This window comes from Streptomyces sp. NPDC005492 (assembly GCF_040605995.1).
Taxonomy (GTDB): Bacteria; Actinomycetota; Actinomycetes; order Streptomycetales; family Streptomycetaceae; genus Streptomyces.
Genome location: NZ_JBEXDX010000010.1, coordinates 48,668 through 69,544, shown reverse-complemented (window position 1 = coordinate 69,544; position 20,877 = coordinate 48,668). Strand labels below are relative to the sequence as shown.

At 69.2% G+C, this 20,877-nt stretch carries 26 protein-coding genes and 1 pseudogene; 10 read left to right on the top strand and 17 right to left on the bottom strand.

What is annotated here, in order from left to right:
- The first annotated feature begins 39 nt into the window (after nucleotides 1-39).
- Entirely contained in the window at nucleotides 40-1,113 is a 1,074-nt protein-coding gene (locus ABZT04_RS16340; protein WP_356056933.1) for a hypothetical protein, read from the top strand.
- On the opposite strand, the gene ABZT04_RS16335 is transcribed toward ABZT04_RS16340, so the two are convergent.
- From ABZT04_RS16335 to ABZT04_RS16325, 3 genes are read right to left on the bottom strand one after another with little or no spacing between them, the layout of a single operon-like run.
- Nucleotides 1,079-1,390 (bottom strand): hypothetical protein, encoded by a 312-nt coding sequence (locus tag ABZT04_RS16335; RefSeq protein ID WP_356056931.1) that lies wholly within the window; start codon nucleotides 1,388-1,390, stop codon nucleotides 1,079-1,081. The two genes, ABZT04_RS16340 and ABZT04_RS16335, sit on opposite strands and share 35 nt — an antisense overlap.
- Nucleotides 1,354-1,821, bottom strand: a complete 468-nt coding sequence (locus tag ABZT04_RS16330; protein ID WP_356056930.1) for a hypothetical protein — start codon at nucleotides 1,819-1,821, stop codon at nucleotides 1,354-1,356. The genes ABZT04_RS16335 and ABZT04_RS16330 overlap by 37 nt, the downstream gene beginning before the upstream one ends.
- The gene (locus ABZT04_RS16325; protein WP_356056928.1) at nucleotides 1,818-2,597 is read right to left on the bottom strand and encodes an ATP-binding cassette domain-containing protein; all 780 of its coding nucleotides are present in this window, start codon (nucleotides 2,595-2,597) and stop codon (nucleotides 1,818-1,820) included. The genes ABZT04_RS16330 and ABZT04_RS16325 overlap by 4 nt, the downstream gene beginning before the upstream one ends.
- Before the next feature lie 11 nt (nucleotides 2,598-2,608).
- On the opposite strand from ABZT04_RS16325, the pseudogene ABZT04_RS16320 reads away from it, so the two are divergent.
- A pseudogene (locus tag ABZT04_RS16320) lies at nucleotides 2,609-3,034 on the top strand (response regulator transcription factor); the annotation flags it as partial.
- Between the two features lie 3 nt (nucleotides 3,035-3,037).
- Here ABZT04_RS16320 and ABZT04_RS16315 read toward each other — a convergent pair.
- Both ABZT04_RS16315 and ABZT04_RS16310 read right to left on the bottom strand, forming a co-directional pair.
- Nucleotides 3,038-3,580, bottom strand: coding sequence for a hypothetical protein (locus tag ABZT04_RS16315; protein ID WP_356056927.1), 543 nt, complete (start codon nucleotides 3,578-3,580; stop codon nucleotides 3,038-3,040).
- Between the two features lie 75 nt (nucleotides 3,581-3,655).
- Nucleotides 3,656-4,627: a winged helix-turn-helix domain-containing protein gene (locus ABZT04_RS16310; RefSeq protein WP_356056926.1), complete on the bottom strand. Its 972-nt coding sequence runs from the start codon at nucleotides 4,625-4,627 to the stop codon at nucleotides 3,656-3,658.
- A gap of 262 nt (nucleotides 4,628-4,889) precedes the next feature.
- On the opposite strand from ABZT04_RS16310, the gene ABZT04_RS16305 reads away from it, so the two are divergent.
- Genes ABZT04_RS16305 through ABZT04_RS16290 form a run of 4 tightly spaced genes read left to right on the top strand, consistent with a single transcriptional unit; the run spans nucleotide 4,890 to nucleotide 7,337 of the window.
- Entirely contained in the window at nucleotides 4,890-5,105 is a 216-nt protein-coding gene (locus tag ABZT04_RS16305) for a hypothetical protein (RefSeq protein ID WP_356056925.1), read from the top strand.
- Nucleotides 5,106-5,146: 41 nt separating this feature from the next.
- A complete protein-coding gene (recO, locus tag ABZT04_RS16300) occupies nucleotides 5,147-5,896 on the top strand; it encodes a DNA repair protein RecO (protein WP_355914038.1) in 750 nt (249 codons plus the stop codon).
- A 31-nt stretch (nucleotides 5,897-5,927) separates the two neighbouring features.
- Complete coding sequence (locus tag ABZT04_RS16295) at nucleotides 5,928-6,779, top strand: isoprenyl transferase (RefSeq protein ID WP_356056924.1); 852 nt, start codon at nucleotides 5,928-5,930, stop codon at nucleotides 6,777-6,779.
- A 45-nt stretch (nucleotides 6,780-6,824) separates the two neighbouring features.
- A complete protein-coding gene (locus ABZT04_RS16290; RefSeq protein ID WP_356056923.1) occupies nucleotides 6,825-7,337 on the top strand; it encodes a YcxB family protein in 513 nt (170 codons plus the stop codon).
- Nucleotides 7,338-7,341: 4 nt separating this feature from the next.
- Here the strand turns inward: ABZT04_RS16290 and ABZT04_RS16285 are convergent, their stop codons facing one another.
- Genes ABZT04_RS16285 through ABZT04_RS16270 form a run of 4 tightly spaced genes read right to left on the bottom strand, consistent with a single transcriptional unit; the run spans nucleotide 7,342 to nucleotide 10,473 of the window.
- Complete coding sequence (locus ABZT04_RS16285; RefSeq protein WP_356056922.1) at nucleotides 7,342-7,758, bottom strand: Fur family transcriptional regulator; 417 nt, start codon at nucleotides 7,756-7,758, stop codon at nucleotides 7,342-7,344.
- 59 nt (nucleotides 7,759-7,817) lie between these two features.
- A complete protein-coding gene (locus ABZT04_RS16280) occupies nucleotides 7,818-8,720 on the bottom strand; it encodes a metal ABC transporter permease (RefSeq protein WP_356056920.1) in 903 nt (300 codons plus the stop codon).
- Complete coding sequence (locus ABZT04_RS16275; protein ID WP_356056919.1) at nucleotides 8,720-9,496, bottom strand: metal ABC transporter ATP-binding protein; 777 nt, start codon at nucleotides 9,494-9,496, stop codon at nucleotides 8,720-8,722. The genes ABZT04_RS16280 and ABZT04_RS16275 overlap by 1 nt, the downstream gene beginning before the upstream one ends.
- Nucleotides 9,497-9,516: 20 nt before the next feature.
- Nucleotides 9,517-10,473: a metal ABC transporter substrate-binding protein gene (locus ABZT04_RS16270; RefSeq protein WP_356056918.1), complete on the bottom strand. Its 957-nt coding sequence runs from the start codon at nucleotides 10,471-10,473 to the stop codon at nucleotides 9,517-9,519.
- A gap of 131 nt (nucleotides 10,474-10,604) precedes the next feature.
- Here ABZT04_RS16270 and ABZT04_RS16265 point away from each other — a divergent pair, with 131 nt between their 5' ends.
- Nucleotides 10,605-11,987, top strand: coding sequence for a glycine--tRNA ligase (locus ABZT04_RS16265; RefSeq protein WP_356056917.1), 1,383 nt, complete (start codon nucleotides 10,605-10,607; stop codon nucleotides 11,985-11,987).
- 74 nt (nucleotides 11,988-12,061) lie between these two features.
- Nucleotides 12,062-12,673, top strand: a complete 612-nt coding sequence (locus ABZT04_RS16260; RefSeq protein WP_356056916.1) for a LysE family translocator — start codon at nucleotides 12,062-12,064, stop codon at nucleotides 12,671-12,673.
- A gap of 3 nt (nucleotides 12,674-12,676) precedes the next feature.
- On the opposite strand, the gene ABZT04_RS16255 is transcribed toward ABZT04_RS16260, so the two are convergent.
- Nucleotides 12,677-13,723 carry a chitinase gene (locus ABZT04_RS16255; RefSeq protein WP_356056914.1) on the bottom strand — a complete coding sequence of 349 codons (1,047 nt, stop codon included), beginning with the start codon at nucleotides 13,721-13,723 and terminating at the stop codon, nucleotides 12,677-12,679.
- 170 nt (nucleotides 13,724-13,893) lie between these two features.
- Here ABZT04_RS16255 and ABZT04_RS16250 point away from each other — a divergent pair, with 170 nt between their 5' ends.
- Both ABZT04_RS16250 and ABZT04_RS16245 read left to right on the top strand, forming a co-directional pair.
- The gene (locus ABZT04_RS16250; RefSeq protein ID WP_356056912.1) at nucleotides 13,894-14,904 is read left to right on the top strand and encodes an aldo/keto reductase; all 1,011 of its coding nucleotides are present in this window, start codon (nucleotides 13,894-13,896) and stop codon (nucleotides 14,902-14,904) included.
- 26 nt (nucleotides 14,905-14,930) lie between these two features.
- Nucleotides 14,931-15,515: a TetR family transcriptional regulator gene (locus ABZT04_RS16245; RefSeq protein ID WP_356056911.1), complete on the top strand. Its 585-nt coding sequence runs from the start codon at nucleotides 14,931-14,933 to the stop codon at nucleotides 15,513-15,515.
- Nucleotides 15,516-15,939: 424 nt separating this feature from the next.
- On the opposite strand, the gene ABZT04_RS16240 is transcribed toward ABZT04_RS16245, so the two are convergent.
- The 7 genes from ABZT04_RS16240 to ABZT04_RS16210 all read right to left on the bottom strand — a co-directional run bounded on the left by ABZT04_RS16240 (nucleotide 15,940) and on the right by ABZT04_RS16210 (nucleotide 20,842).
- Nucleotides 15,940-17,091, bottom strand: coding sequence for a serine hydrolase domain-containing protein (locus ABZT04_RS16240; RefSeq protein WP_356056910.1), 1,152 nt, complete (start codon nucleotides 17,089-17,091; stop codon nucleotides 15,940-15,942).
- 82 nt (nucleotides 17,092-17,173) lie between these two features.
- Nucleotides 17,174-17,380, bottom strand: coding sequence for a hypothetical protein (locus tag ABZT04_RS16235; protein WP_356056909.1), 207 nt, complete (start codon nucleotides 17,378-17,380; stop codon nucleotides 17,174-17,176).
- A 175-nt stretch (nucleotides 17,381-17,555) separates the two neighbouring features.
- Nucleotides 17,556-18,410 carry an EamA family transporter gene (locus tag ABZT04_RS16230; RefSeq protein ID WP_356056908.1) on the bottom strand — a complete coding sequence of 285 codons (855 nt, stop codon included), beginning with the start codon at nucleotides 18,408-18,410 and terminating at the stop codon, nucleotides 17,556-17,558.
- Nucleotides 18,407-19,462, bottom strand: a complete 1,056-nt coding sequence (locus tag ABZT04_RS16225) for a FomB family phosphonate monophosphate kinase (RefSeq protein WP_356056907.1) — start codon at nucleotides 19,460-19,462, stop codon at nucleotides 18,407-18,409. The genes ABZT04_RS16230 and ABZT04_RS16225 overlap by 4 nt, the downstream gene beginning before the upstream one ends.
- Entirely contained in the window at nucleotides 19,459-19,722 is a 264-nt protein-coding gene (locus tag ABZT04_RS16220; RefSeq protein ID WP_356056906.1) for a phosphopantetheine-binding protein, read from the bottom strand. The genes ABZT04_RS16225 and ABZT04_RS16220 overlap by 4 nt, the downstream gene beginning before the upstream one ends.
- 26 nt (nucleotides 19,723-19,748) lie before the next feature.
- Nucleotides 19,749-20,297 (bottom strand): thiamine pyrophosphate-dependent enzyme, encoded by a 549-nt coding sequence (locus ABZT04_RS16215; protein ID WP_356056905.1) that lies wholly within the window; start codon nucleotides 20,295-20,297, stop codon nucleotides 19,749-19,751.
- 2 nt (nucleotides 20,298-20,299) lie between these two features.
- Nucleotides 20,300-20,842, bottom strand: coding sequence for a thiamine pyrophosphate-binding protein (locus ABZT04_RS16210; RefSeq protein WP_356056904.1), 543 nt, complete (start codon nucleotides 20,840-20,842; stop codon nucleotides 20,300-20,302).
- Between the last annotated feature and the right edge of the window lie 35 nt (nucleotides 20,843-20,877).

The following is a 20,877-nucleotide window of genomic DNA, read 5'->3' as shown; positions in this document are numbered from 1 at the left end:
GCGGCACGAACCGCATATCCGACGGGGGAGAGGCTCGACATGGACGGAGCGACGACAACAGGGGCAGGCGGACTGCGGTCTGTACCGCAACAGGACCAGGCCCAGCGCAGATCAAAACTGTTCCTCAAGACGCTGTTCGCGATCTTAGCGGGAGGCGTCGCCTTCTTCGTGACCAACGTCCTGAACGAGGACGACGGCAACCTGTGGCAGTGGACGATGTCCATCCTGCTCGGCTGCGCGACCCTGATCCTGCAACTGCTCGTGGACTTCGGTGAGCGGCTGGAGGCCGTCCAGGAGAACCAGAAGCGGCGCATGCGGGACATGAAGGACAGCCTTTCCAGCCATCATCTGGAGATGCGCGCGGCGGTGGACGAGAGCTTCGCCAAGATCAACGCCGCCACGGAGCTGTACAGCAAGGTCGACGGCTCGGTGCTGCGCTCCGACGAGGTGACCCGGCTGGTCCTGGGCTACACAAAAGTCGGCGAGCAGGGCGCGGACCTCGTGAAGGCCTTCGCCGAGGAGGAGTTGGGCCGGCTCGCGCTGCTCATGGAGAACCTCGGCAACGGCACGGCGGACTGCCCCGGCGAGAACCACGAGTGGCTGATCGACCTCACCAAGTGCGTCAAGCGGACGCTCTACGCCACCAGCACGTCCGTGGACCGCGACTTCTGGCAGAGCGAGCCCGCGCGGCGCTATCTCGCTGCCCAGGAGGTCGCGATCAAGACCCGACGGGTGCAGATCCGGCGTGTGTTCCTCGTCGACGAGGAGTCGGAGGTGACCCCCAGCCTCCGCCAACTCTGCGAGCGGCACAAGAAGTTCGGGATCGACGCGCGTATCGCGGTCCGGTCCCTGCTGGAACCGACCGCGCAGATGAACTCGTTGAACGACTTCATCGTCCTCGACGGCGAACTCTCCTACGAGACCGAGCCCGACATCCGGATCATGCCGGCCAAGACGACGCTGAAGATGACGCGCGAGCACGTGGCGGAGCGCGTACACCGCTTCGACGTCCTGTGGGAGGCGACGGAACCGGACCGCGCCCCCGAACCGGAGCCGGACCCGGAGGGCCGCAGGACGGTCACACGTCCCGCCGATCCACTGCGACAACCGTGACCACCGCCGCGACCAGCGCCCAGACCGCGAACACGACCCAGCCACCGGCGACGGTCGTCGGATAACGCTCGGCCAAGGTGTAGGGCATATGGCCGTAGTCGACCTGGACGAGGCGGCGCCAGGCGTTGAACGGGAGGGCGTTGCGGACGCAGGCCGTCCAGTGGTAGCGGTCGGTGACGAAGGTGGGGAGGAGGAGCAGGAGGCCGGTCGTGAGGACCATCGTCGTGGCGCTGTGCCGGATCAGCGCGCCCATGGCCATGCCGACCAGCGCGGACACCGGAGCGAGCAGCGCCGACGCGACGACCACCCGTACACCGTCATGACCGCGGTCACCACCGCCGCCTTCGCCGACATCAGGGCCCGGCGGTCCGGCACGGCCGCGAAGGTCGTGTGGATCAGCCCGGTCGAGTACTCGCCGACGACCGTGACCGCGCCGATGCTCGCCACCGTCAGGACCAGGATCATCGCGGCACCGTCGGTGAAGGCGTCGAAGAGCGCGGTGGTGGCGAAGCGGGACCGCATCATCGTGTTGTAGTGCGGATAGTTGACGTAGTCGGCGCGCGCCGCGTTCGCGTTGAAGGCGACCACGGCCAGGGCGCCCATGCCGAGCGCCCAGTAAGTGGAGCGCAGGGTACGGAGTTTGAGCCATTCGGCGGCCAGCAGATCGCCGAAGCGCGCGACGGGCATGTCCAGGGTGGTGGTCGTCATCGGGAGTCTCCGGCCAGGTAGTCGGCGCTGTCGGCGGTCAGTTCCATGAAGGCCGCCTCCAGGGAGGCGTGCTCGGTCGTCAACTCCCCAAGCAGAAAGCCGTGTTGGTGCGCCAGCTCGCCGATGAGGTCGGCGCCCATCCCGGTCACCTTCGGCGTCTCCTCGCCGTCCGGCGCCACCACCGCACCCTGCGACGCGAGGACGGCGGTCAGCGCGCCCGCGTCCGGTGTTCGGACGGTCACCGTCGGCGCCGTACCGCGCGCGGCGAAGTCCGCGAGGCTCTCGGCTGCGATCAGCTCGCCCCGGCCGATGACGATCAGTTCGTCCGCGGTGTTCTCCATCTCGGACATCAGATGGCTGGAGACGAAGACCGTACGGCCCTCCGCCGCCAGCCTCCGGAACAGGCCCCGCACCCACAACACCCCTTCCGGATCAAGCCCGTTGAGGGGTTCGTCGAAGAGCAGGACGGGCGGGTCGCCGAGCAGGGCGGTCGCGATGCCGAGCCGCTGTTTCATGCCGAGGGAGTAGCCACTGACCTGGCGCCGGGCCGCCGCCCCGTCGAGCCCGACCTCGGCGAGCACCTTCTCCACCCGGCCCGCCGGGATGCGGTTGCTGCGGGCCAGCGTCCGCAGATGCGCCCGTGCGGACCGCCCGCCGTGCACATCGCCCGCGTCGAGCAGCGCGCCGACGTGCCGCAGCCCGCGCGCATGGCGGCGGAAGGCGTGCCCGCTGATCGTGGCGCTCCCGCCGCTGGGCCGGACAAGTCCCAGCAGCATCGTCCGCCGCCAGGGTCGTCGTCCTCACGACCTTCGACGACGACGACTACGTCTACGGTGCGCTGCGCGCCGGTGCGTCCGGGTTCCTGGTCAAGGACATGGCCCTGGACGACATCATCGGCGCGGTACGGGTGGTGGCCGCCGGGGACGCCCTGATCGCCCCGAGTGTGACCCGGCGCCTGATCCACGACTTCGCGTCCTCCCGCCCCGAACAGACCCGCCCACGCCGTGAGTTGACGGGCATCACGGGACGGGAACGCGAGGTGCTGACGCTGGTCGGCTCGGGGCTGTCCAACACGGAGATCGCGGCCGAGCTGTGCATCAGCGTGGCCACGGCGAAGACGTACCTGACCCGCCTCTTCACCAAGCTGGACGCGAGGGACCGCGTCCAGTTGGTGATCCTGGCCTATGAGGCGGGCCTGGTCTCGGTGGGTTAGGGATCACGCCCCGGGCGGCGGCGGTACGAGCTGCTCGTAGTCGCTGCTGGAGTAGTCGCCGTCCGCGAGGAAGCCGGGGTCCTCGCCCTGCTCGATGTACGGCGGCGGGTCGGTGTTGACGGACATGTCGCCGTTGGCGTTGATGCTGACGGTCACCTTCACCTCACCGGCGGGCGGGCTGGCGCCGTAGCCGAGCTTCTCGGGCAGGTAGCCCTGGTACTGCTGCGGGGCGGAGTTGGTGACCTGGAAGGTGCCGTCGATCGTCTTGGCCTGGTTGATGGTGCCCCAGCCGGTATCGGTGCTCGTGATCGACGCCGTGGTGCCGCTGGTGAGGTTGCCCTGGCCGTCCCAGCAACGGGTGATGGTGATCGTCGAGTTGGCCATCGTGGTGTCGAAGAAGAGCGAGTCGGAGTTCCAGTGCCAGTGGAACTGGTAGCCGCCGTCGCAGGTGGTGGCCTGCGCGGTGCCCGGCGCCAGGAACAGCGCGAGGGGCGCGAGGCCGAGGACGGAGAGTTGGACGCTGCGTTTGCGGAGTGCGGTCAGCATGCGGTCAGGCTCTCAACTGCCGTACAGGGAAAGGAAAACCCTTCGACGGTGGTCGAAGGGTTCGGTGGCCCGGTCCTAGCCGTCCAGCAGGGCCAGCCCGAGTGGCGTGAGTGTGTGCAGGACCGCCTGGCCCGCGCGGGAGGTGCTCAGCAGGCCCGCCTCCCGCAGCACGCCCGCGTGATGGCTCGCGGTGGCCGGCGCGATGCCGACGCCGTGGGCGAGTTCGGTGGTCGTCATGCCGTGGTGCTCCGCGAGCGACTCCAGGACCTCCGTCCGGGTCTGCCCGAGCAGTGCGCCGAGGGACGCGCGCGGCCGGGGCTGTCCTACGACGGAGTCGTGCGCCATGGGATAGACCACGACGACCGGCAGGCCGGGGTCCTTCAGGAGCGTCGGGTGCCGCCAGCAGAAGTACGACGGCAGGACCAGCAGCCCCCGCCCGTCGAGCCGTACGTCCCGGTCCACGCCGCCCACCCCCCTCACCTCGAGAACCGGCGGTTGCCAGGAGAGGCCGGGGTGGAGCCGGCCCAGCAGGCCATCCAGGTGACTCTCCGTCAGGAAGCGGTCATGCAGGGAGCGTTCGGCGTCCAGACGGGTGCGGATGGCGTCCCACCAGGGTGCCAGGGCGATCCGGATGTAACTGCGGAGCGCCGTCGCCAGCTGCCCTACGGCCTCCCGGTCGCCGTCGGCCAGCGAGGCGGCCCAGGACGGTAACCGCCGTCCCGTGTGCGCGAGTTCGAGCAGATCGCGCCGGAGCCGCTGTCGCGGGGTGGAGAGGAGGGCGCCTATCCCCGCCTCCAGCCCACCGGCTCCGCCCGCCGGGGTGAGGAAGTCCGGCGAGTACCCGTTGGGCGGTGCGAGCCGGAGCAACTCTCTTACCGGGGCGGGCAGTTCGGGCCGTACCGCCCGCCGCCAGGGGCCGAAGACGGCCGACGCGGCGTTCGTCTGGAGCACGTGCATGCTGAGCAGCGCTTCCCATAAGGGGTCCGGTGTCTGCGCCAGCCTGATGTGGGCGAGGTCGTCGTCCGTGAAGTGGATGCGTACCGACATGGGTGGTCTCCCCCGTTCGAGCCTCGTTCCATAGTCGGAACGGGAGCGGGGGCGCACCCGATCGCAACGCCGACCTTCACGGGATCGGCGCCAATGCGGACGATCGGTGACGAGATGCGAATCCTGCCGAGTGTAGAGGTGGAAGCACACTCCGGAGTCGAGAAGCGTGAAAGTCGAAAAGGGCGGGGAGCCAGGTGTGGGCACACTGTGCGGAGGCGAAGGACACCTTGGTGGAATTGCGGATTCGGGTGCGAGGAGAACGATGAAGCCACCCGTCGGATCGGTCGCCGTGGACACCTGTACGGGGAGAGTGGGAATCGTCATGGGGCACGTCGGGCCCTACGTCCAGTTGCGGCCGTACGGTGGCGGCCGGGAGTGGGACGCCGAGCCGGCCGCCGTGCGGGACGCGACCCCGGCCGAGCGGCTGAGCGCGGCGACCGCGTATGCGAACGCACGCAGCCGGGGCGAGGTGCCCTGAAGCGTCGTGGAGGTGCGGAGCCGTAGGGGACAATGGGCCGCATGAGTCTGTTCCGCGACGACGGCATCGTGCTGCGCACCCAGAAGCTGGGTGAGGCGGACCGGATCATCACGCTGCTCACGCGGGGTCACGGGCGGGTACGCGCGGTGGCGCGCGGGGTGCGGCGGACCAAGTCGAAGTTCGGGGCCCGGCTGGAACCCTTCTCGCATGTGGACGTGCAGTTCTTCGCGCGGGGCAGTGAACTGGTCGGGCGCGGGCTGCCGTTGTGCACACAGAGTGAGACGATCGCTCCGTACGGTGGCGGGATCGTGAGCGACTACGCGCGGTACACCGCCGGTACGGCGATGCTGGAGACGGCGGAGCGGTTCACCGATCACGAGGGCGAGCCCGCGGTGCAGCAGTATCTGCTGCTGGTGGGCGGGCTGCGGACGCTGGCCGGCGGGGAGCACGCGCCGCATCTCATCCTCGACGCGTTCCTGCTGCGTTCCCTCGCCGTCAACGGCTATGCGCCAAGCTTCGGTGACTGCGCGCGGTGCGGAATGCCCGGGCCGAACCGGTTCTTCTCCGTGGCGTCCGGCGGGGTCGTCTGCGCCGACTGCCGGGTGGCCGGGAGCGTCGTACCTTCACCGCAGGCCCTCGAACTGCTCGGTGCGCTGCTCACGGGAGACTGGGAGACGGCGGACGCGTGCGAGGGGCGGCATGTGCGGGAGGGGAGCGGGCTGGTGTCCGCCTATCTGCACTGGCATCTGGAACGCGGGCTGCGTTCGCTGCGGTACGTGGAAAAGTCGTAGGTAGTAGGCCTTAGAGGGAGACAGGAACGTCATGGTTGTACGCGGGATCCTGGGGCGCCAGCGGCGCGAGTACAAGGCGCCTGAGCCGCACCCGTCCGGGGCCCGTGCGCCGAAGCTGCCCGGTGAGCTGATCCCGAAGCACGTGGCGATCGTCATGGACGGGAACGGCCGGTGGGCGAAGGAGCGGGGGCTGCCGCGCACGGAGGGCCACAAGGTGGGCGCCGAGCGGGTGTTGGACGTGTTGCAGGGCGGCGTCGAGATGGGCGTCGGCGCGATCTCCCTCTACGCCTTCTCCACCGAGAACTGGAAGCGGTCGCCCGACGAGGTGCGCTTCCTCATGAACTTCAACCGTGACTTCATCCGCAAGACCCGCGACACCCTCGACGAACTCGGCATCCGGGTGCGGTGGGTGGGCCGGATGCCCAAGCTGTGGCGGTCGGTGGCCAAGGAGTTGCAGGTCGCGCAGGAGCAGACCAAGGACAACGACGCGCTGACGCTGTACTTCTGCATGAACTACGGCGGCCGGGCCGAAATCGCCGACGCGGCAAGGGCGTTGGCCGAGGATGTGCAGGCGGGCCGGCTCGACCCGGCCAAGGTCGACGAGAAGACCTTCGCCAAGTACATGTACTACCCGGACATGCCCGAGGTCGACCTCTTCCTCCGCCCCAGCGGCGAGCAGCGCACCTCCAACTACCTGATCTGGCAGAGCGCCTACGCCGAGATGGTCTTCCAGGACGTCCTGTGGCCGGACTTCGACCGCCGCGACCTGTGGCGCGCCTGCGTCGAATTCGCCCAGCGGGACCGGCGGTTCGGCGGGGCGGTACCGAACGAGAAGCTGCTGGAGATGGAGCAGGGGATGCGGGGTCGGCCCGAGGAGGGCTAGGCGGGACGGCTACCATCCCGCCTCATGGACATGGGGCGGGATGACGTGGCAGGGCAGGTTGTCGAGCTGGTGTACCGGCCGACGGCCGAGGACTTCGTGGCGGCGCTGAGAGCGCGCGGGCGGGTCAGCCGGTCCGCGCGAAGACAGAAGTGGCTGATCGGCCTCGTGCTCGGCTTCGGCGCCCTGGTGGTCGGGACCGCGCTGGCCAAGGGCGACTCGCTGCCGTACCCGCTGCTCGCCGGTATGGTCTTCGCCCTCTTCCTGCTGGTGTTCCAGCCCCGGCTCGTGGCCCGCCAGTTCCAGCGCCTCGCGGAGCGCCGGGGCGAGTTCCGGGTGACCGTGACGGACACCGGGGTGTCGGTGGTCACCGACGACGCGTCCACGTCGCTGAACTGGACGGTGCAGCCCCGCTACCGGGAGACCGCGGACGGCTTCTACATGTTCAGCTCCGAGAAGAACGCCCTCAACTTCACCGTGCTGCCCAAGCGCGGTCTGCGGGACCCCGCCGACGTGGACCGGCTGCGGGCGATACTCGACGCCCACCTGAGCCGGGTCTAGGACCTCAGCCGGCAGCCGCCGCACAGTCCGCGCAGGTGCCGAAGATCTCCACCGTGTGCGCCACGTTCACATACCCGTGCTCCGCCGCGATCGTCTCGGCCCACGTCTCGACCGCCGGGCCCTCGACCTCGACCGCCTTGCCGCAGACGCGGCAGACCAGGTGGTGGTGGTGGTCGCCGGTGGAGCAGCGGCGGTAGACGGACTCGCCTTCGGAGGTGCGCAGGACGTCGACCTCGCCGGCGTCGGCGAGGGACTGGAGGGTGCGGTAGACCGTGGTCAGGCCGACCGAGTCGCCCTTGTGCTTGAGCATGTCGTGGAGTTCCTGGGCGCTGCGGAACTCGTCCACCTCGTTGAGTGCCGCCGATACGGCCGCACGCTGGCGGGTGGATCGTCCCTTTACGGGCGGACCGGCCGTCGTCACCGTTGCCTCCTCACGTCTGCACTTTGCCGAGCCATTGTGCCAGCCCGGGCTGTGCATGGTCAGACGCCGACCTCGTCGGCGGCTCCCCGAGTGGCTGGAATCGCGCACTCCACCGGGTCCCCGGCGGGTCGCGCGGCGGCCGCGGCCCGGGCCCGGCGGCGGGCGAGCGGGGCCGCCAGGGCGGTGAGCGCGATGAACGCGGCGATGGTCAGCAGCACGATCGTCGCGCCGGGCGGGACGTTCTGGTAGTACGAGGTGACGGTGCCGCTGACGGTCACGGTCACGCCGATCGCGCCCGCGATCGCCAGGGTGGCCCCGAAGCTGCGGGTGAGCTGCTGCGAGGCGGCGACCGGCACCACCATCAGCGCGGAGACCAGGATCAGGCCCACGACCCGCATCGCGACGGTGACCGTGACGGCCGCCGTGACCGCCGTCAGCAGGTTCAGGGCGCGCACGGGAAGGCCGGTGACCCGCGCGAACTCCTCGTCGTGGTTCACGGCGAAGAGCTGCCGCCGTAGGCCGAGCGTGACGATCACCACGAAGGCCGCGAGGATGCCGATCGCCGTCACGTCGGAGGGCGAGACCGTGGAGAGCGAGCCGAAGAGATACGAGTTCAGGTTGGCGTTGGAGCCGCCCGGCGCGAGGTTGACGAACATCACGCCGCCCGCCATACCGCCGTAGAAGAGCATCGCGAGGGCGATGTCGCCGCGGGTCCTGCCGTACCAGCGGATCAGTTCCATGAGGACCGAGCCGAGGGCGGAGACGGCGGTGGCCATCCACACGGGGGAGGTGTTCAGCAGGAAGCCGAGGCCGACGCCGGTCATCGCCACGTGGCCGATGCCGTCGCCCATCAGGGGCTGGCGGCGCTGGACCAGGTAGATGCCGATCGCGGGGGCGGTGATGCCGACGAGGACGGCGGCGATGAGCGCCCGCTGCATGAAGGCGTAGTCGAGGATCTCCATCAGCTCAGCAGTCCCGTGTGAAGCGGCTCGTGGGGGTGGACGTGGTCGTGGCCGGGCAGCGCGTGCTGGCCGATGGCGCGCGGGGGCGGGCCGTCGTGCTGGACGCAGCCGTCACGGAGTACGACGGCCCGGTCGATCAGGGGCTCCAGCGGGCCGAGTTCGTGCAGGACGAGGAGGACGGTGGTGCCCTCGGCGACCTGACGGGTCAGGGTGTCCGCGAGCACCTTCTGGCTGGCCAGGTCGACGCCCGCCATCGGCTCGTCCATGATCAGGAGTTCGGGTTCGGCGGCGAGCGCGCGGGCGATCAGCACACGCTGGTGCTGGCCGCCGGAGAGCGCGTTGACCGAGTCCTTGGCGCGGTCCGCCATGCCGACCAGATCCAGGGCGTGCCGTACGGCCTCGTGGTCCGCCTTGCGCAGCAGACCGAAGCGGGCGCGGGAGAGGCGGCCGGACGCGACGATCTCGGTGACCGTCGCCGGAACACCGCCCGCGGCCGTGGTGCGCTGCGGTACGTAGCCCACGCGCCGCCAGTCGCGGAAGGCGCGGCGCGAGGTGCCGAACAGTTCGATCTCCCCTGCGGACAACGGCACTTGGCCGATGACCGTGCGGATCGCGGTCGACTTGCCGGAGCCGTTGGCGCCGAGCAGCGCGACGACCTCACCGCGGTGCACGGTGAGGTCGATCCCGCGCAGGACGGGGCGCGAACCCAGCTCGGCGCGGACACCGCGCAGCGATATGACGGGCTCGGGCGATGCGCCCAGGTCCGATGCGCCCATGTCGTCCTCCGTGACAACGGTCATTTGGCACCCAACGCGGTCCGCAGTGCCTTGAGATTGGCCTGCTGGACCGAGAAGTAGTCCTTGCCGCGGGACTTGGCGGTGATGCCCTCGATCGGGTCGAGGACGTCGGTCTTCAGGCTCGCGTCGGCGGCGATGGTCTTCGCGGTCTTGTCGCTGACGAGCGTCTCGTAGAACACCGTGGTGACGCCGTCGGCCTTGGCCATCTTCTCAAGGTCCTTCACGCGCTGCGCACTGGGCTCCGACTCGGGGTCGAGGCCGTTGATGGCCTCCTCGGTGAGGCCGTAGCGCTCGGCGAGGTAGCCGAAGGCGGCGTGGGTGGTGATGAACACCTTGGTCTTGGTGTGCGCCAGGCCGGTCTTGAACTCGGTGTTGAGAGTGCCGAGTTTCTTCACCAGCGCGGCGGTGTTCCTCTTGTAGTCGGCCGCGTTCTTCGGGTCGGCCTTCTCGAAGGCCTTGCCGACGCCCTCGGCGACCTGGGCGTAGCGCACCGGGTCGAGCCAGATGTGCGGGTCGAGGCCGGCCAGTTCGGTGTTCTTCGAGGTGTCGTGGGAGGCCGCGTGGCCGCCGACCTCGTTGCCGTGCTTCTCCAGCGTGGTCAGGGAGGCGGCGTCGATCTTCGTCTTGAGCCCGGACTGGCTCACCGCGTCGTCGACGGCGGGCTGGAGGTTCTTGAGGTAGAGCACCGCGTCGGACTCGCCGAGCGCGGCGGTCTGCTGTGCGCTGATCTCCAGGTCGTGCGGCTCCTGGCCGGGCTTGGTCAGGCTGGTGACGTGCACATGGTCCCCGCCGATCTGCTCGGCGAGGTACTGGAGCGGGTAGAACGCCGCGACGACGTCGAACTTGTCGGTGTTGGCGGCGGCCGCGCTGTCGGAGCAGGCGGAGAGGGTCCCGAGGCCGAGGGCGGTGGCCGCGGCTGTCGCGATCGCGGATATGTGGCGTCGTCGTACGTTCATGACAGTCATTTTCAACTGACATGGAAACCGTTGTCAACAAGGTGAGGGTACGGAACCGATTTGATACGGGGGCGGGAGGCGCCGGTAACCTGAGGCATTCGCTGCCGTCCATTCGTCATGAAGAGAGCACCGTGGCCGCCGACAAGATCGACACCATCGTCAGCCTGAGCAAGCGCCGTGGCTTCGTATTCCCTTGTAGTGAGATCTACGGCGGCCAGCGCGCCGCCTGGGACTACGGGCCGCTGGGTGTCGAGCTCAAGGAGAACCTGAAGCGCCAGTGGTGGCGCTACATGGTGACGTCGCGCGAGGACGTGGTCGGTATCGACTCGTCCGTGATCCTGGCCCCCGAGGTCTGGGTCGCCTCCGGCCATGTCGCCACCTTCTCGGACCCGCTGACCGAGTGCACCGCGTGTCACAAGCGGTTCCGCGCGGACCACCTGGAAGAGGCCTACGAGGCCAAGCACGGCCGCGTCCCCGAGAACGGCCTGGCCGACATCAACTGCCCCAACTGCGGCAACAAGGGCCAGTTCACCGAGCCCAAGCAGTTCTCCGGCCTGCTCTCCACCCACCTCGGCCCGACGCAGGACACCGGCTCCATCGCCTACCTGCGCCCCGAGACCGCCCAGGGCATCTTCACCAACTTCGGCCAGGTGCAGACCACTTCGCGCAAGAAGCCGCCGTTCGGCATCGCGCAGATGGGCAAGTCCTTCCGCAACGAGATCACGCCCGGCAACTTCATCTTCCGCACCCGCGAGTTCGAGCAGATGGAGATGGAGTTCTTCGTCAAGCCGGGCGAGGACGAGAAGTGGCAGGAGTACTGGATGGAGCAGCGCTGGAACTGGTACACCGGCCTGGGCCTGCGCGAGGAGAACATGCGGTGGTACGACCACCCCAAGGAGAAGCTCTCCCACTACTCCAAGCGCACCGCCGACATCGAGTACCGCTTCCAGTTCGGCGGCAACGAGTGGGGTGAGCTGGAAGGTGTCGCCAACCGCACCGACTACGACCTCACCGCCCACTCCAAGGCCTCCGGCCAGGACCTCTTCTTCTTCGACCAGGAGGCCCAGGAGCGCTGGACGCCGTACGTCATCGAGCCCGCGGCCGGTGTCGGCCGGGCGATGCTGGCGTTCCTGCTCGACGCCTATGTCGAGGACGAGGCGCCCAACGCCAAGGGCAAGCTGGAGAAGCGCACGGTGCTGCGCCTCGACCACCGCCTCGCCCCGGTGAAGGTCGCGGTCCTTCCGCTGTCCCGCAACGCCGACCTCTCCCCGAAGGCCAAGGGCCTCGCGGCGGCCCTCCGGCAGAACTGGAACATCGAGTTCGACGACGCCGGCGCCATCGGCCGCCGCTACCGCCGCCAGGACGAGATCGGCACGCCGTACTGCGTGACGGTCGACTTCGACACCCTTGAGGACAACGCGGTGACGGTCCGCGAGCGCGACTCGATGAAGCAGGAGCGGGTGTCTCTCGACCAGATCGAGGGGTACCTCGCGGCGCGCCTGATCGGTGCCTAGGGCACGACTGGCCCTGGATGACGGTGCCGCATTGGACCTGTAACGGGGTCCGCGGCGGCACCAGGGTGGTCGGCATGAGCATCGCGTTCCTGCTGACCACCCTTGTCGTTGTCGCCACTCCCGGCACCGGCGTCGTCTACACCCTGGCCGCCGGTCTCGCCCGGGGGCGGCGCGCGAGTGTCGTCGCCGCCTTCGCCTGCACGCTCGGCATCGTGCCGCACATCCTCGCCACCGTGACCGGCCTCGCCGCGCTGCTGAACACGAGCGCGTCGGCCTTCCAGATCGTCAAGTACGCCGGTGTCGTCTACCTGTTGTACATGGCGTGGGCGACCGTGCGGGACAAGGAGGCGATCACGGTGGAGGAGGACACCGCGCCCCGCTCGGCCGGGCGGGTCATCGCCCGGGGTGTGCTGATCAACGTCCTCAACCCCAAGCTGACGATCTTCTTCCTGGCGTTCCTGCCCCAGTTCGTGAGCCCCGACGAACCCCACTCCACCGTAAGGATGTTGGCGCTCAGCGGCGTCTTCATGCTGGCGACGTTCGTCGTCTTCGCCGGCTACGGCATCCTCGCGGCCTCGGTCCGCAGCCACGTCACCTCCCGGCCCGGGGTGATGACATGGCTGCGGCGGAGCTTCGCGGGGTCGTTCGTGGCGCTGGGGGCGAAGCTCGCGCTCACCGCGAAGTGAGCCTCAACGCCCTTGCAGGGACTTGACGTTGTCGCCGAAGGTCCAGTTCTTCGAGCCGTCCCAGTTGATCGACCAGGTCATCAGGCCCTTGAGGGAGGTGCCGTAGTGCTGCCAGGCTTGGGAGACCAGGGACGGTGACATGTAACCGCCGCCCGCGCCCGACTGGGCGGGCAGGCCCGGGACCTGCTTGTCGTAGGGGACCTTGATCGTCGTACCCTGCACGACCAGGCCCTTGTTGAGGCAGTCGGTCTGGGCGGTGAAGCCCGCGACGGTGCCCGCCGAGTAGGAGTCGCCGGAGCAGCCGTACATGCTGCCGTTGTAGTACTGCATGTTGAGCCACCACAGGCGGCCGTTGTCCGCGTACTTCTTCACGATCGGCAGATACGCGCCCCAGATCGAGCCGTACGTGATGCTGCCACCGGTGACGTACGCCGTCTCCGGGGCCATCGTCAGGCCGAAGTTGGACGGCATCTGGGCCAGGATGCCGTCGATGATGCGGATCAAGTTGGCCTGGGACGTGGAGAGTTGGCCGATGTTTCCGCTGCCGACCAGGCCCGTCTCGATGTCGATGTCGATGCCGTCGAAGTTGTACTTCTTCAGGATCGGCACGATCGTCGAGACGAACTTGTCGGCCACGGTGGTGGAGCTGAGGTCGATGCCCGCCGCGGCGCCGCCGATCGACATCAGGATCGTCTGGCCGGAGGCCTTCGCCGCGCACATCTCGGCGGGCGTGGCCACCTTCACGCCCGTGTCCATGCCGTCCTCCCACAGCGCGGTGCCGTCCGAGCGGATGACCGGGAAGGCCGCGTTGATCACGTTGTAACCGTGCGTGGCGATCGCGGAGTTGGTGATCGGGGTCCAGCCGAAGGGCGGGTGGACTCCGTTGGAGGAGCCGTCCCAGTTCTCCCAGTAGCCCTGGAGGACCTTGCCGGACGGGCGGGACTTGACGGCGCAGGTGTCGGCGGCGGACGCGGTGGGGGCGGCGGCGATCGACAGGGGGACGAGGAGGGCGGCCGCGCTGACGGCGGCGGTGAACAGGCGGCGGAGCATACGGGGCCTCCCGGTGGGGGTGCGGTGAGGTGTCGTAGGCATGACAGTGCTGCCATGACAGTGCTCGTGGTCCAGACCTTTCGTCAAGAGGTCTGTACCACGCTCTCGCTCCGGCAAGTATGGAATGACAGATATTGAAATCTGTCATCTGTCATGCCAAAGTGGTCCGCATGACGATTCCCACGCGCTCACTCGGCACCACCGGCCCCCAGGTCTCCGCCCTCGGCCTCGGCTGCATGGCCATGTCCTCGGTCTACGGCGAAGCGGACCGGACCGAGGCCATCGCCACCATCCACGCCGCCCTCGAAGCGGGCGTGACACTCCTCGACACCGGCGACTTCTACGCCATGGGTCACAACGAGATGCTGATCGGCGAGGCCCTGCGCACCGCACCCGCCGCCCGCCGTGAACAGGCGCTCACCAGCGTGAAGTTCGGGGCCCTGCGCGACGCGGAGGGCGGCTGGTCCGGGTACGACGGCCGGCCCGCCGCCGTGAAGAACTTCGCCGCGTACTCCCTCCAGCGCCTCGGCGTCGACCACATCGACGTGTACCGGATCGCCCGGGTCGACCCCGATGTGCCGATCGAGGAGACGGTCGGCGCGATCGCCGAACTGGTCGACCAGGGCCACGTCCGGCACATCGGCCTCAGCGAGGCCGGCGCCGACACGATCCGCCGGGCCGCGGCCACCGCGCCCATCGCGGATGTGCAGTTGGAGTACGCGCTGATCACGCGGGGCATCGAGGACCGCATCCTGCCGACCACCCGTGAACTGGGCATCTCCGTCACGGCGTACGGCGTGCTGTCCCGGGGCCTGATCTCCGGGCACTTCGGTGCCGACCGGCAGCTCGCCGCCACCGACTACCGGGCGTACTCGCCGCGTTTCCAGGGCGAGAACCTCCGGCACAACCTGACCCTGGTCGAGCAGTTGCGGAAGATCGCCGAGCAGAAGGGCGTCTCCGTCGCGCAGCTCGCCTTCGCGTGGGTGCTGTCGCGGGGCGAGGACATCGTGCCGCTGGTCGGCGCGCGGACCCGGGAGCGGCTGACGGAGTCGCTGGGCGCGCTGGACGTCGTACTGGACGCCGAGGACCTGGCCGCGATCGAGGCGGCCGTACCGGCGGACTCGGCGCTCGGGGACCGCTATCCGGCCGCGGCGATGGCACACCTCGACAGCGAGCGCTGATCCGGCCTGCGGGTACGGTCATCTCCATGGCAGCGAGCGAGACCCTGACCGCCGAGCGCATCCTCGAAGCGACCGAGGAGGTGCTGCGCCGCCACGGCCCGGCGAAGGCCACCGTGGTGGACGTGGCCCGCGCGCTCGGCGTCAGCCATGGCACCGTCTACCGGCACTTCCGCACGAAGGCGGCGCTGCGGGAGGCGGTCACCCAGCGCTGGCTGGACCGTACGTCGCAGACGCTGTCCCGCTTCGTGACGGAGGACCGCGATCCGGAAGCCCGCCTGCGCGACTGGCTGGCGGGCCTGTTCGACGCCAAGCGGAAGAAGGCGGGCGGCGATCCCGAACTGTTCGCCACGTACCAGGTCCTCGCGGACGAGGCGGGCGAGGTGGTCAGCGATCACATTGACGAGCTGACCGGTCAACTCACCGAGATCGTCCAGGCTGGCATCGCAAGCGGCGTCTTCACAGTCCCCGATCCGGCCGTCGCCGCCCGCACGGTGTTCCAGGCCACCGGCCGCTTCCACGACCCGTCGTACGCACGGGAGTGGCGAAAGCCGGGCGTGGAGGGGGAGTTCGGGGAGATGGTGGAGCTGCTGCTGAGGGGGTTGCGGGGCTAGGGCCTGTTGCGAAAGTCCCGCCTGCCCCGCGACGCCCGGCACGCACTCTCGCCGCACCGGGCCCAGACCCAAGTACGTCCAGTACGAGAGTCTGGGTCGACGGCGGTTGCCGCAAGCATTTCGTCGAGCACCGGGAACGCCCGCCCCACGACCAGCGTCACAGTCGATCAGCCCTTCGGCTACGCCGGCGCCTACCTCGACACCATTGGCCTTTACAGTGCGGGTGCCTTCGCTACCGAAGTCGGGATCTCGACTTGGGTGAGCCGCAAAAACAAGAACCGATCGAACGGATGAGGAATGTCGACACAATCACTCATCTTCATTCCGTCCGGGGATGCGCCTGCCGCTTTGATAGGTGGAGTTTTCGTCGTGGCGCTCGCCGTTATCTGCGTTTACTATTTCTCCCGAAATCGGTAGGTACCGTTCAGGAACGGCCCGCCGCACACCCCCAGAACTCCCGCATCAGCGGTGTCGGTGTCGGGCTGGTCATCGACACCTGGGTCAGCAGGACGGTCACCGTGCCGGTCGGGGGGACGACGTGGGCCGTGGTGCCGGTGCCGCCGACCCAGCCGTAGCGGCCGGGGACGTTCCACGGGTCGATCGGGGTGACGTCGACCTGGCCGCCGTAGCCCCAGCCCTGGCCCTCCAGGAACAGGGTCGAGGCGTCGCGCTGGGCGGCGGTGAGGTGGTTGGTGGTCATGCGGCTGACGGAGGTGGGGGAGAGGACCGGGGTGCCGTCCGGCGCGAGGCCGTCGTGCGTGAGCATCCGGCCGAACGCCAGCAGGTCGTCGGCCGTCGAGACCAGGCCGCCGGCACCCGAGGGGAAGGCCGGGGGCCGGCTGAAGCCGCCGTCCGGGGTGTCCGCCTGCTCCAAAGTGCCCTGCTCGCCCGGCGTGTAGGCGGTGGTGAACCGGTCCCGCTTCGATTCCGGGACCGCGAACGCCGTGTCCGTCATGCCCAGCGGTCCGAAGAACCGCTCCGCCAGGAAGTCGGGGAAGGACGAGCCCGAGGCGCGGGCGACCAGGACGCCCTGGAGGTCCGAGCAGGTGTTGTAGAGCCACGCGGCGCCCGGCTGGCGCACCATCGGGATCCGGGACAGGGCGGCGAGCCACTCGTCGGGGCCGGGCTGGAGGTAGGGCGCGCGGCCGTCCTGCTGGAACGCGAGCAGCGCCTGGACGGCCGGCAGGGAGAAGTCGTCCGGGAAGCCCCACCCGGCGCGGAAACTCAGCAGATCCTCGACGGTGATCGGACGGTCCGCCGGGACCACGTCCTCGACCGGCGAGGAGGGGGTGCGCACCACCGTCGGCTTCGCCAGCTCGGGCAGCCACTTCTCCACCGGGGCGTCCAGCGTGAGACGCCCGTCCTCCACCAGCGCCAGGACCGCCGCCGCCGTGACCGGCTTGGAGACGGAGGCGATCCGGAAGATCGAGTCACGGGTCATCGGTGCGGTGCCCTCGACGTCGACGGAGCCGACGGCCGCCACCTCGACGTCGTCGCCCCGGGCCACCAGGCCCACCGCCCCCGGCACGGTGCCGTCGTCGACGCGTCGGCGCAGGGTGTCGTGGAGATTGCTCATCGGTCGGCCTTCCGGTCGGGAGAGTCGTGGTCGAACACGTCGGATACGACTCTCCTCGCCTCCCGAACTCATCGCTCCCCGGTCAGTCGGCGGACGGGTCCACCGTCGCCTGGTGCTCCTCGGCGAGATGCTCCTGCGCCTTCAGCCAGGGCAGGAACTGCGCGCTCTTCTTCCAGCCGCACGTCTCGCAACTGATGATGCGTTTCGCGCCGGTACGCAGCACCCGGACGACATGCTCGCGTCCGTGCTGGTCCCAGCGGCTCACCTTGCTCGTGTTGATCTCCAGCATGATGTCTCGCCTCCGGCAAGGAGTGTGCAGCAAGACCAACATCAACAGGGCTCAATTCACGACGAGTTGTCCAAGCTGTGAACATGTCATCCCCGGTGTGGCCGGCTGCCGTCAGGTCGTGGGTTGGGCCCTCAGCAGGAACTTCCGTTCTGTCTCCCGGCCCGTGCCATTCCTCTCAGGTGGTGGCGAGCATCAGGGCGATGCCCGTCATCATGACGCTCGCCGCGACGATCCTCGCGCCACCGAACCGCTCCTTGAACAGGAACACGGAGATGGCCGCGCCGACGATCACGCTCGATTCCCGCAGCACCGCGACCGGTGCGAGCGGGGCCCGGGTCTGGGCCCACAGCACGAGGCCGTACGACACGACGGACAGCACCCCGCCGAGCAGTCCAGGCAGTGCCACGGGGCGCAACCGTGCGGCGAGGCCGCCGCGCAGTCGTATCGCCGCGTAGGTGGGAATCGCCGTGCCGTCGAGCAGCATCAGCCAGCCGATGTAGCCGAGGGCCGCGCCGGCCGTGCGGATGCCCACGCCGTCGACGAGGGTGTAGGCGGCGATGGTCAGTCCGGTGGTGGCGGCCATGGCGATCGCCGGCCACTGCGGGCGGCGACGCGACCGGCCGCGGACGCCCCACAGGGCGAGGCCGACGAGGCTCGACGTCACCAGGACCATACCCACGGTGGCCGCGTCGCCCATCCGTTCGCCCAGGACGAAGGTGGCGAACAGGGTGACCACGGTCGGGGACACCCCGCGCGCGATCGGATACACCTGGCCGAAGTCGCCGAGCCGGAAGGAGGTGATCAGCGCCACCTGGTAGCAGACGTGCAGGACACCGGAGGCGATCAGGAAGGGCCAGACATCCGCCGCCGGCAGCGGGGCCGCGGCGGCGAGCAGCGCACCCGAGGCCGCACGGCCGATGCCGACCAGGGTGAGGCCGCCCAGTTCGTCCTTGATCCGGTGTGTGATCGCGTTCCAACTGGCGTGGGTGACCGCCGCCAGCAGCACCACCAGCGCGACCAGCGGCGTCACCCGGCCGTCCCGGTCGCGCCCACCACTCCACCGCCGAGCTCCGCCAGCACCTCCGTCCTGCGGCCCACGTCGAGCATGTCGACGTTGGCCCGGAAACAGCGGGCCTGGGCCACCAGTTCGGTGAGTTGGGTCCTGAACGTGGCCAGCGCGGCGGTGAACTTCTCGAAGTCGCCGCCGAAGTGGGCCAGGAGGTCGTCCTTGAGGCCGTAGTTGGTGACCGCGGACGCGAACTGGTCCAGGAACAAGGCGGTTTGGTCGGCGGAGACGGGTTCGAAGCCGCGGTGCCCGGCCGGATCGTGGGCGGTGATCACGATGTTGCGGATCCGGCCGGTGTCCGCCGGGGTGCCCGGGAACAGCAGTTCCGGAGCGGCGAGATGGTCGCCGCTCTCCACATGGGGCGTGAGCCGGTGTCGTTCGACGAGGTCGTCGAACTGGGGGTCGCGCCGGATCCGGACCGAGGACGGGACGGCGAAGGCCACGCCGTCCCGCACCAGGACATGGGTATTCGTCAGGAACCTGGCCCCGGCGCGGCAGGCCTGTGTCAGGAAGACCGTCTTGCCGCCGCCGTTGGGGCCGACGAGGAGCGTGGCGCTGCCGTCGTCGAAGGTGAACCCGCCCGCCTTGAGGTGGAGATATCCGTGGTCGACGGCGAAGTCGGTCAGGATTCGCTTCACGAAATAGGGCCAGACCGTGCGTTCCAGCCGGTGCCCGAAGACGTAGGACCGGTGGCCCTCGGTGATCAGGTACGCGGGGGTGCCGAAGATGTGGTTCAGGTAGTAGCCGGCCCGGAAGCGTTTGGCGCGCAGGGTGCGGTCGGCGCGGGCCCGCAGTTCCTCGGTGTCGAAGGTGTCCCGGTCGAGATCGACGCAGTGGATCTCGTAGTCGGCCGGTTCGGCGGACGGACCTTCGCCTGACCGCCCTTCGTCGGAGAAGCGGGAGAAGTACGCGTACGCGTCGAACTCCGGCAGGTTCGAAGAGATCCTGATCCTCAGCAGGTTCAGGTCGACCACTCTCGACGAACGCCTGGGCAGCTGCCGTAGGTCGAGGGTCATGAGCGCACCAGGCCGTCGAGTGCGGCGACGATCCGGCCGACGGTCGAGAAGGTGTCCTTGGTGAGCAGGGCGTCGGGGAACTCGATGCCGAAGGTGTCCTCAAGCCCTGCCATCAGGGACACGCTGCCCAGTGAGTCCAGGCCGGCCTGCCACAGGTCGGTGTCGGGGCCGATGCCGGCGGGGTCTGTGGACGGCCCGAGGAGGGGCAGCAGGATCTCCCGGACGGCTGGCTCCAGAGCCGCGGTCGTCGTCTCTTCCATGAGGTGTGTTCCTTTCCGGCCGGGGCTCAGGCGACCGCTTCGGCGCGGAAGCGCTCCACCAGTTGCTGCGGGGTCCACCGCACGCGCTCGCCCGCGTGCGCGCCGCGCGGGGCGCATCGGATGTGCAGCAGGGACGTGACGCCGGGTTCGGGCCGCGCGGCCGCCAAGGCGTCCGCCGAGTCGACGGCGTACGCGGCCGGGTAGCCCGCGGCGCGGGCCAGCGCAGCGGGGTCGCCGACACGGACCGAGCGCTGGCCGCCGGTGCTCTCGTGCAGACCGTTGTCGAGCACCACATGAACCAGGTCGGGGGCGTGCTCGGCGATCATCGGCAGCACGCTGAGGTTCATCGCGAAGGAGCCGTCGCCGTCGAGGACCACGACGTGTTTGTCGGGGCGGGCCAGCGCCACACCGAGACCCACGGGGGCGGCCATGCCCATGGAACCGACCAGATACAGGTTCTGCGGCCGGTCTGCGATGTTGTAGAGGTCGCGGGTGATGAACCCGCAGGTCGACACGTACAGCGAGGTGGGGTATTTCTCGGTGACCGCGCGGATCGCGTCCTGGATGCCGAACATGCTCAGATGCCTTCTTTCACGATGAGGACGGGGGTGAAGCGGCCGTCCTCGGCCTTCGCCAGGCAGCGGTCGACGGAGACGTGGGGCTGCTCCGGGTCGAAAACCGTGTGCTTCAGGTCGAACACGTCCAGGAGATGGGTGAGTTCACGGCCGATCACGTCGTGCTCCACCGCGTCGTTGCCGTCATGGCCGCGCCAGCTGACGATCAACGGCACATGCAGGTCGTAGATCAGGTTCAGCGATGTCAGCACGTTCAGCGAGTAGCCGAGACCGGAGTTCTGCATGAGGACCACCGGCCTGGCTCCGGCGGCGGCGAGGCCCGAGGCGACGCCGAGTGCGGAGTCCTCGCGCGGTGCCGGCAGGTAGGACAGTCCCTCGGCCAGCGGTGCCTCCGTGCCTTCGAGGACCTTGAACACGCCCTTGAGCAGGGAACAGGGCACGCCGGTGAAGTGGGTGAACCCCCGCTCGGCGAAGGCCCGGACGAGCTGCTGGGCCGGGGTTTCAAGCTGTCCGGCCGGTGCCGGGCCGGTCTGGGTGACGGTCATGACGTGAACTCACTTCCGGGGTACGGGTGCCGCGC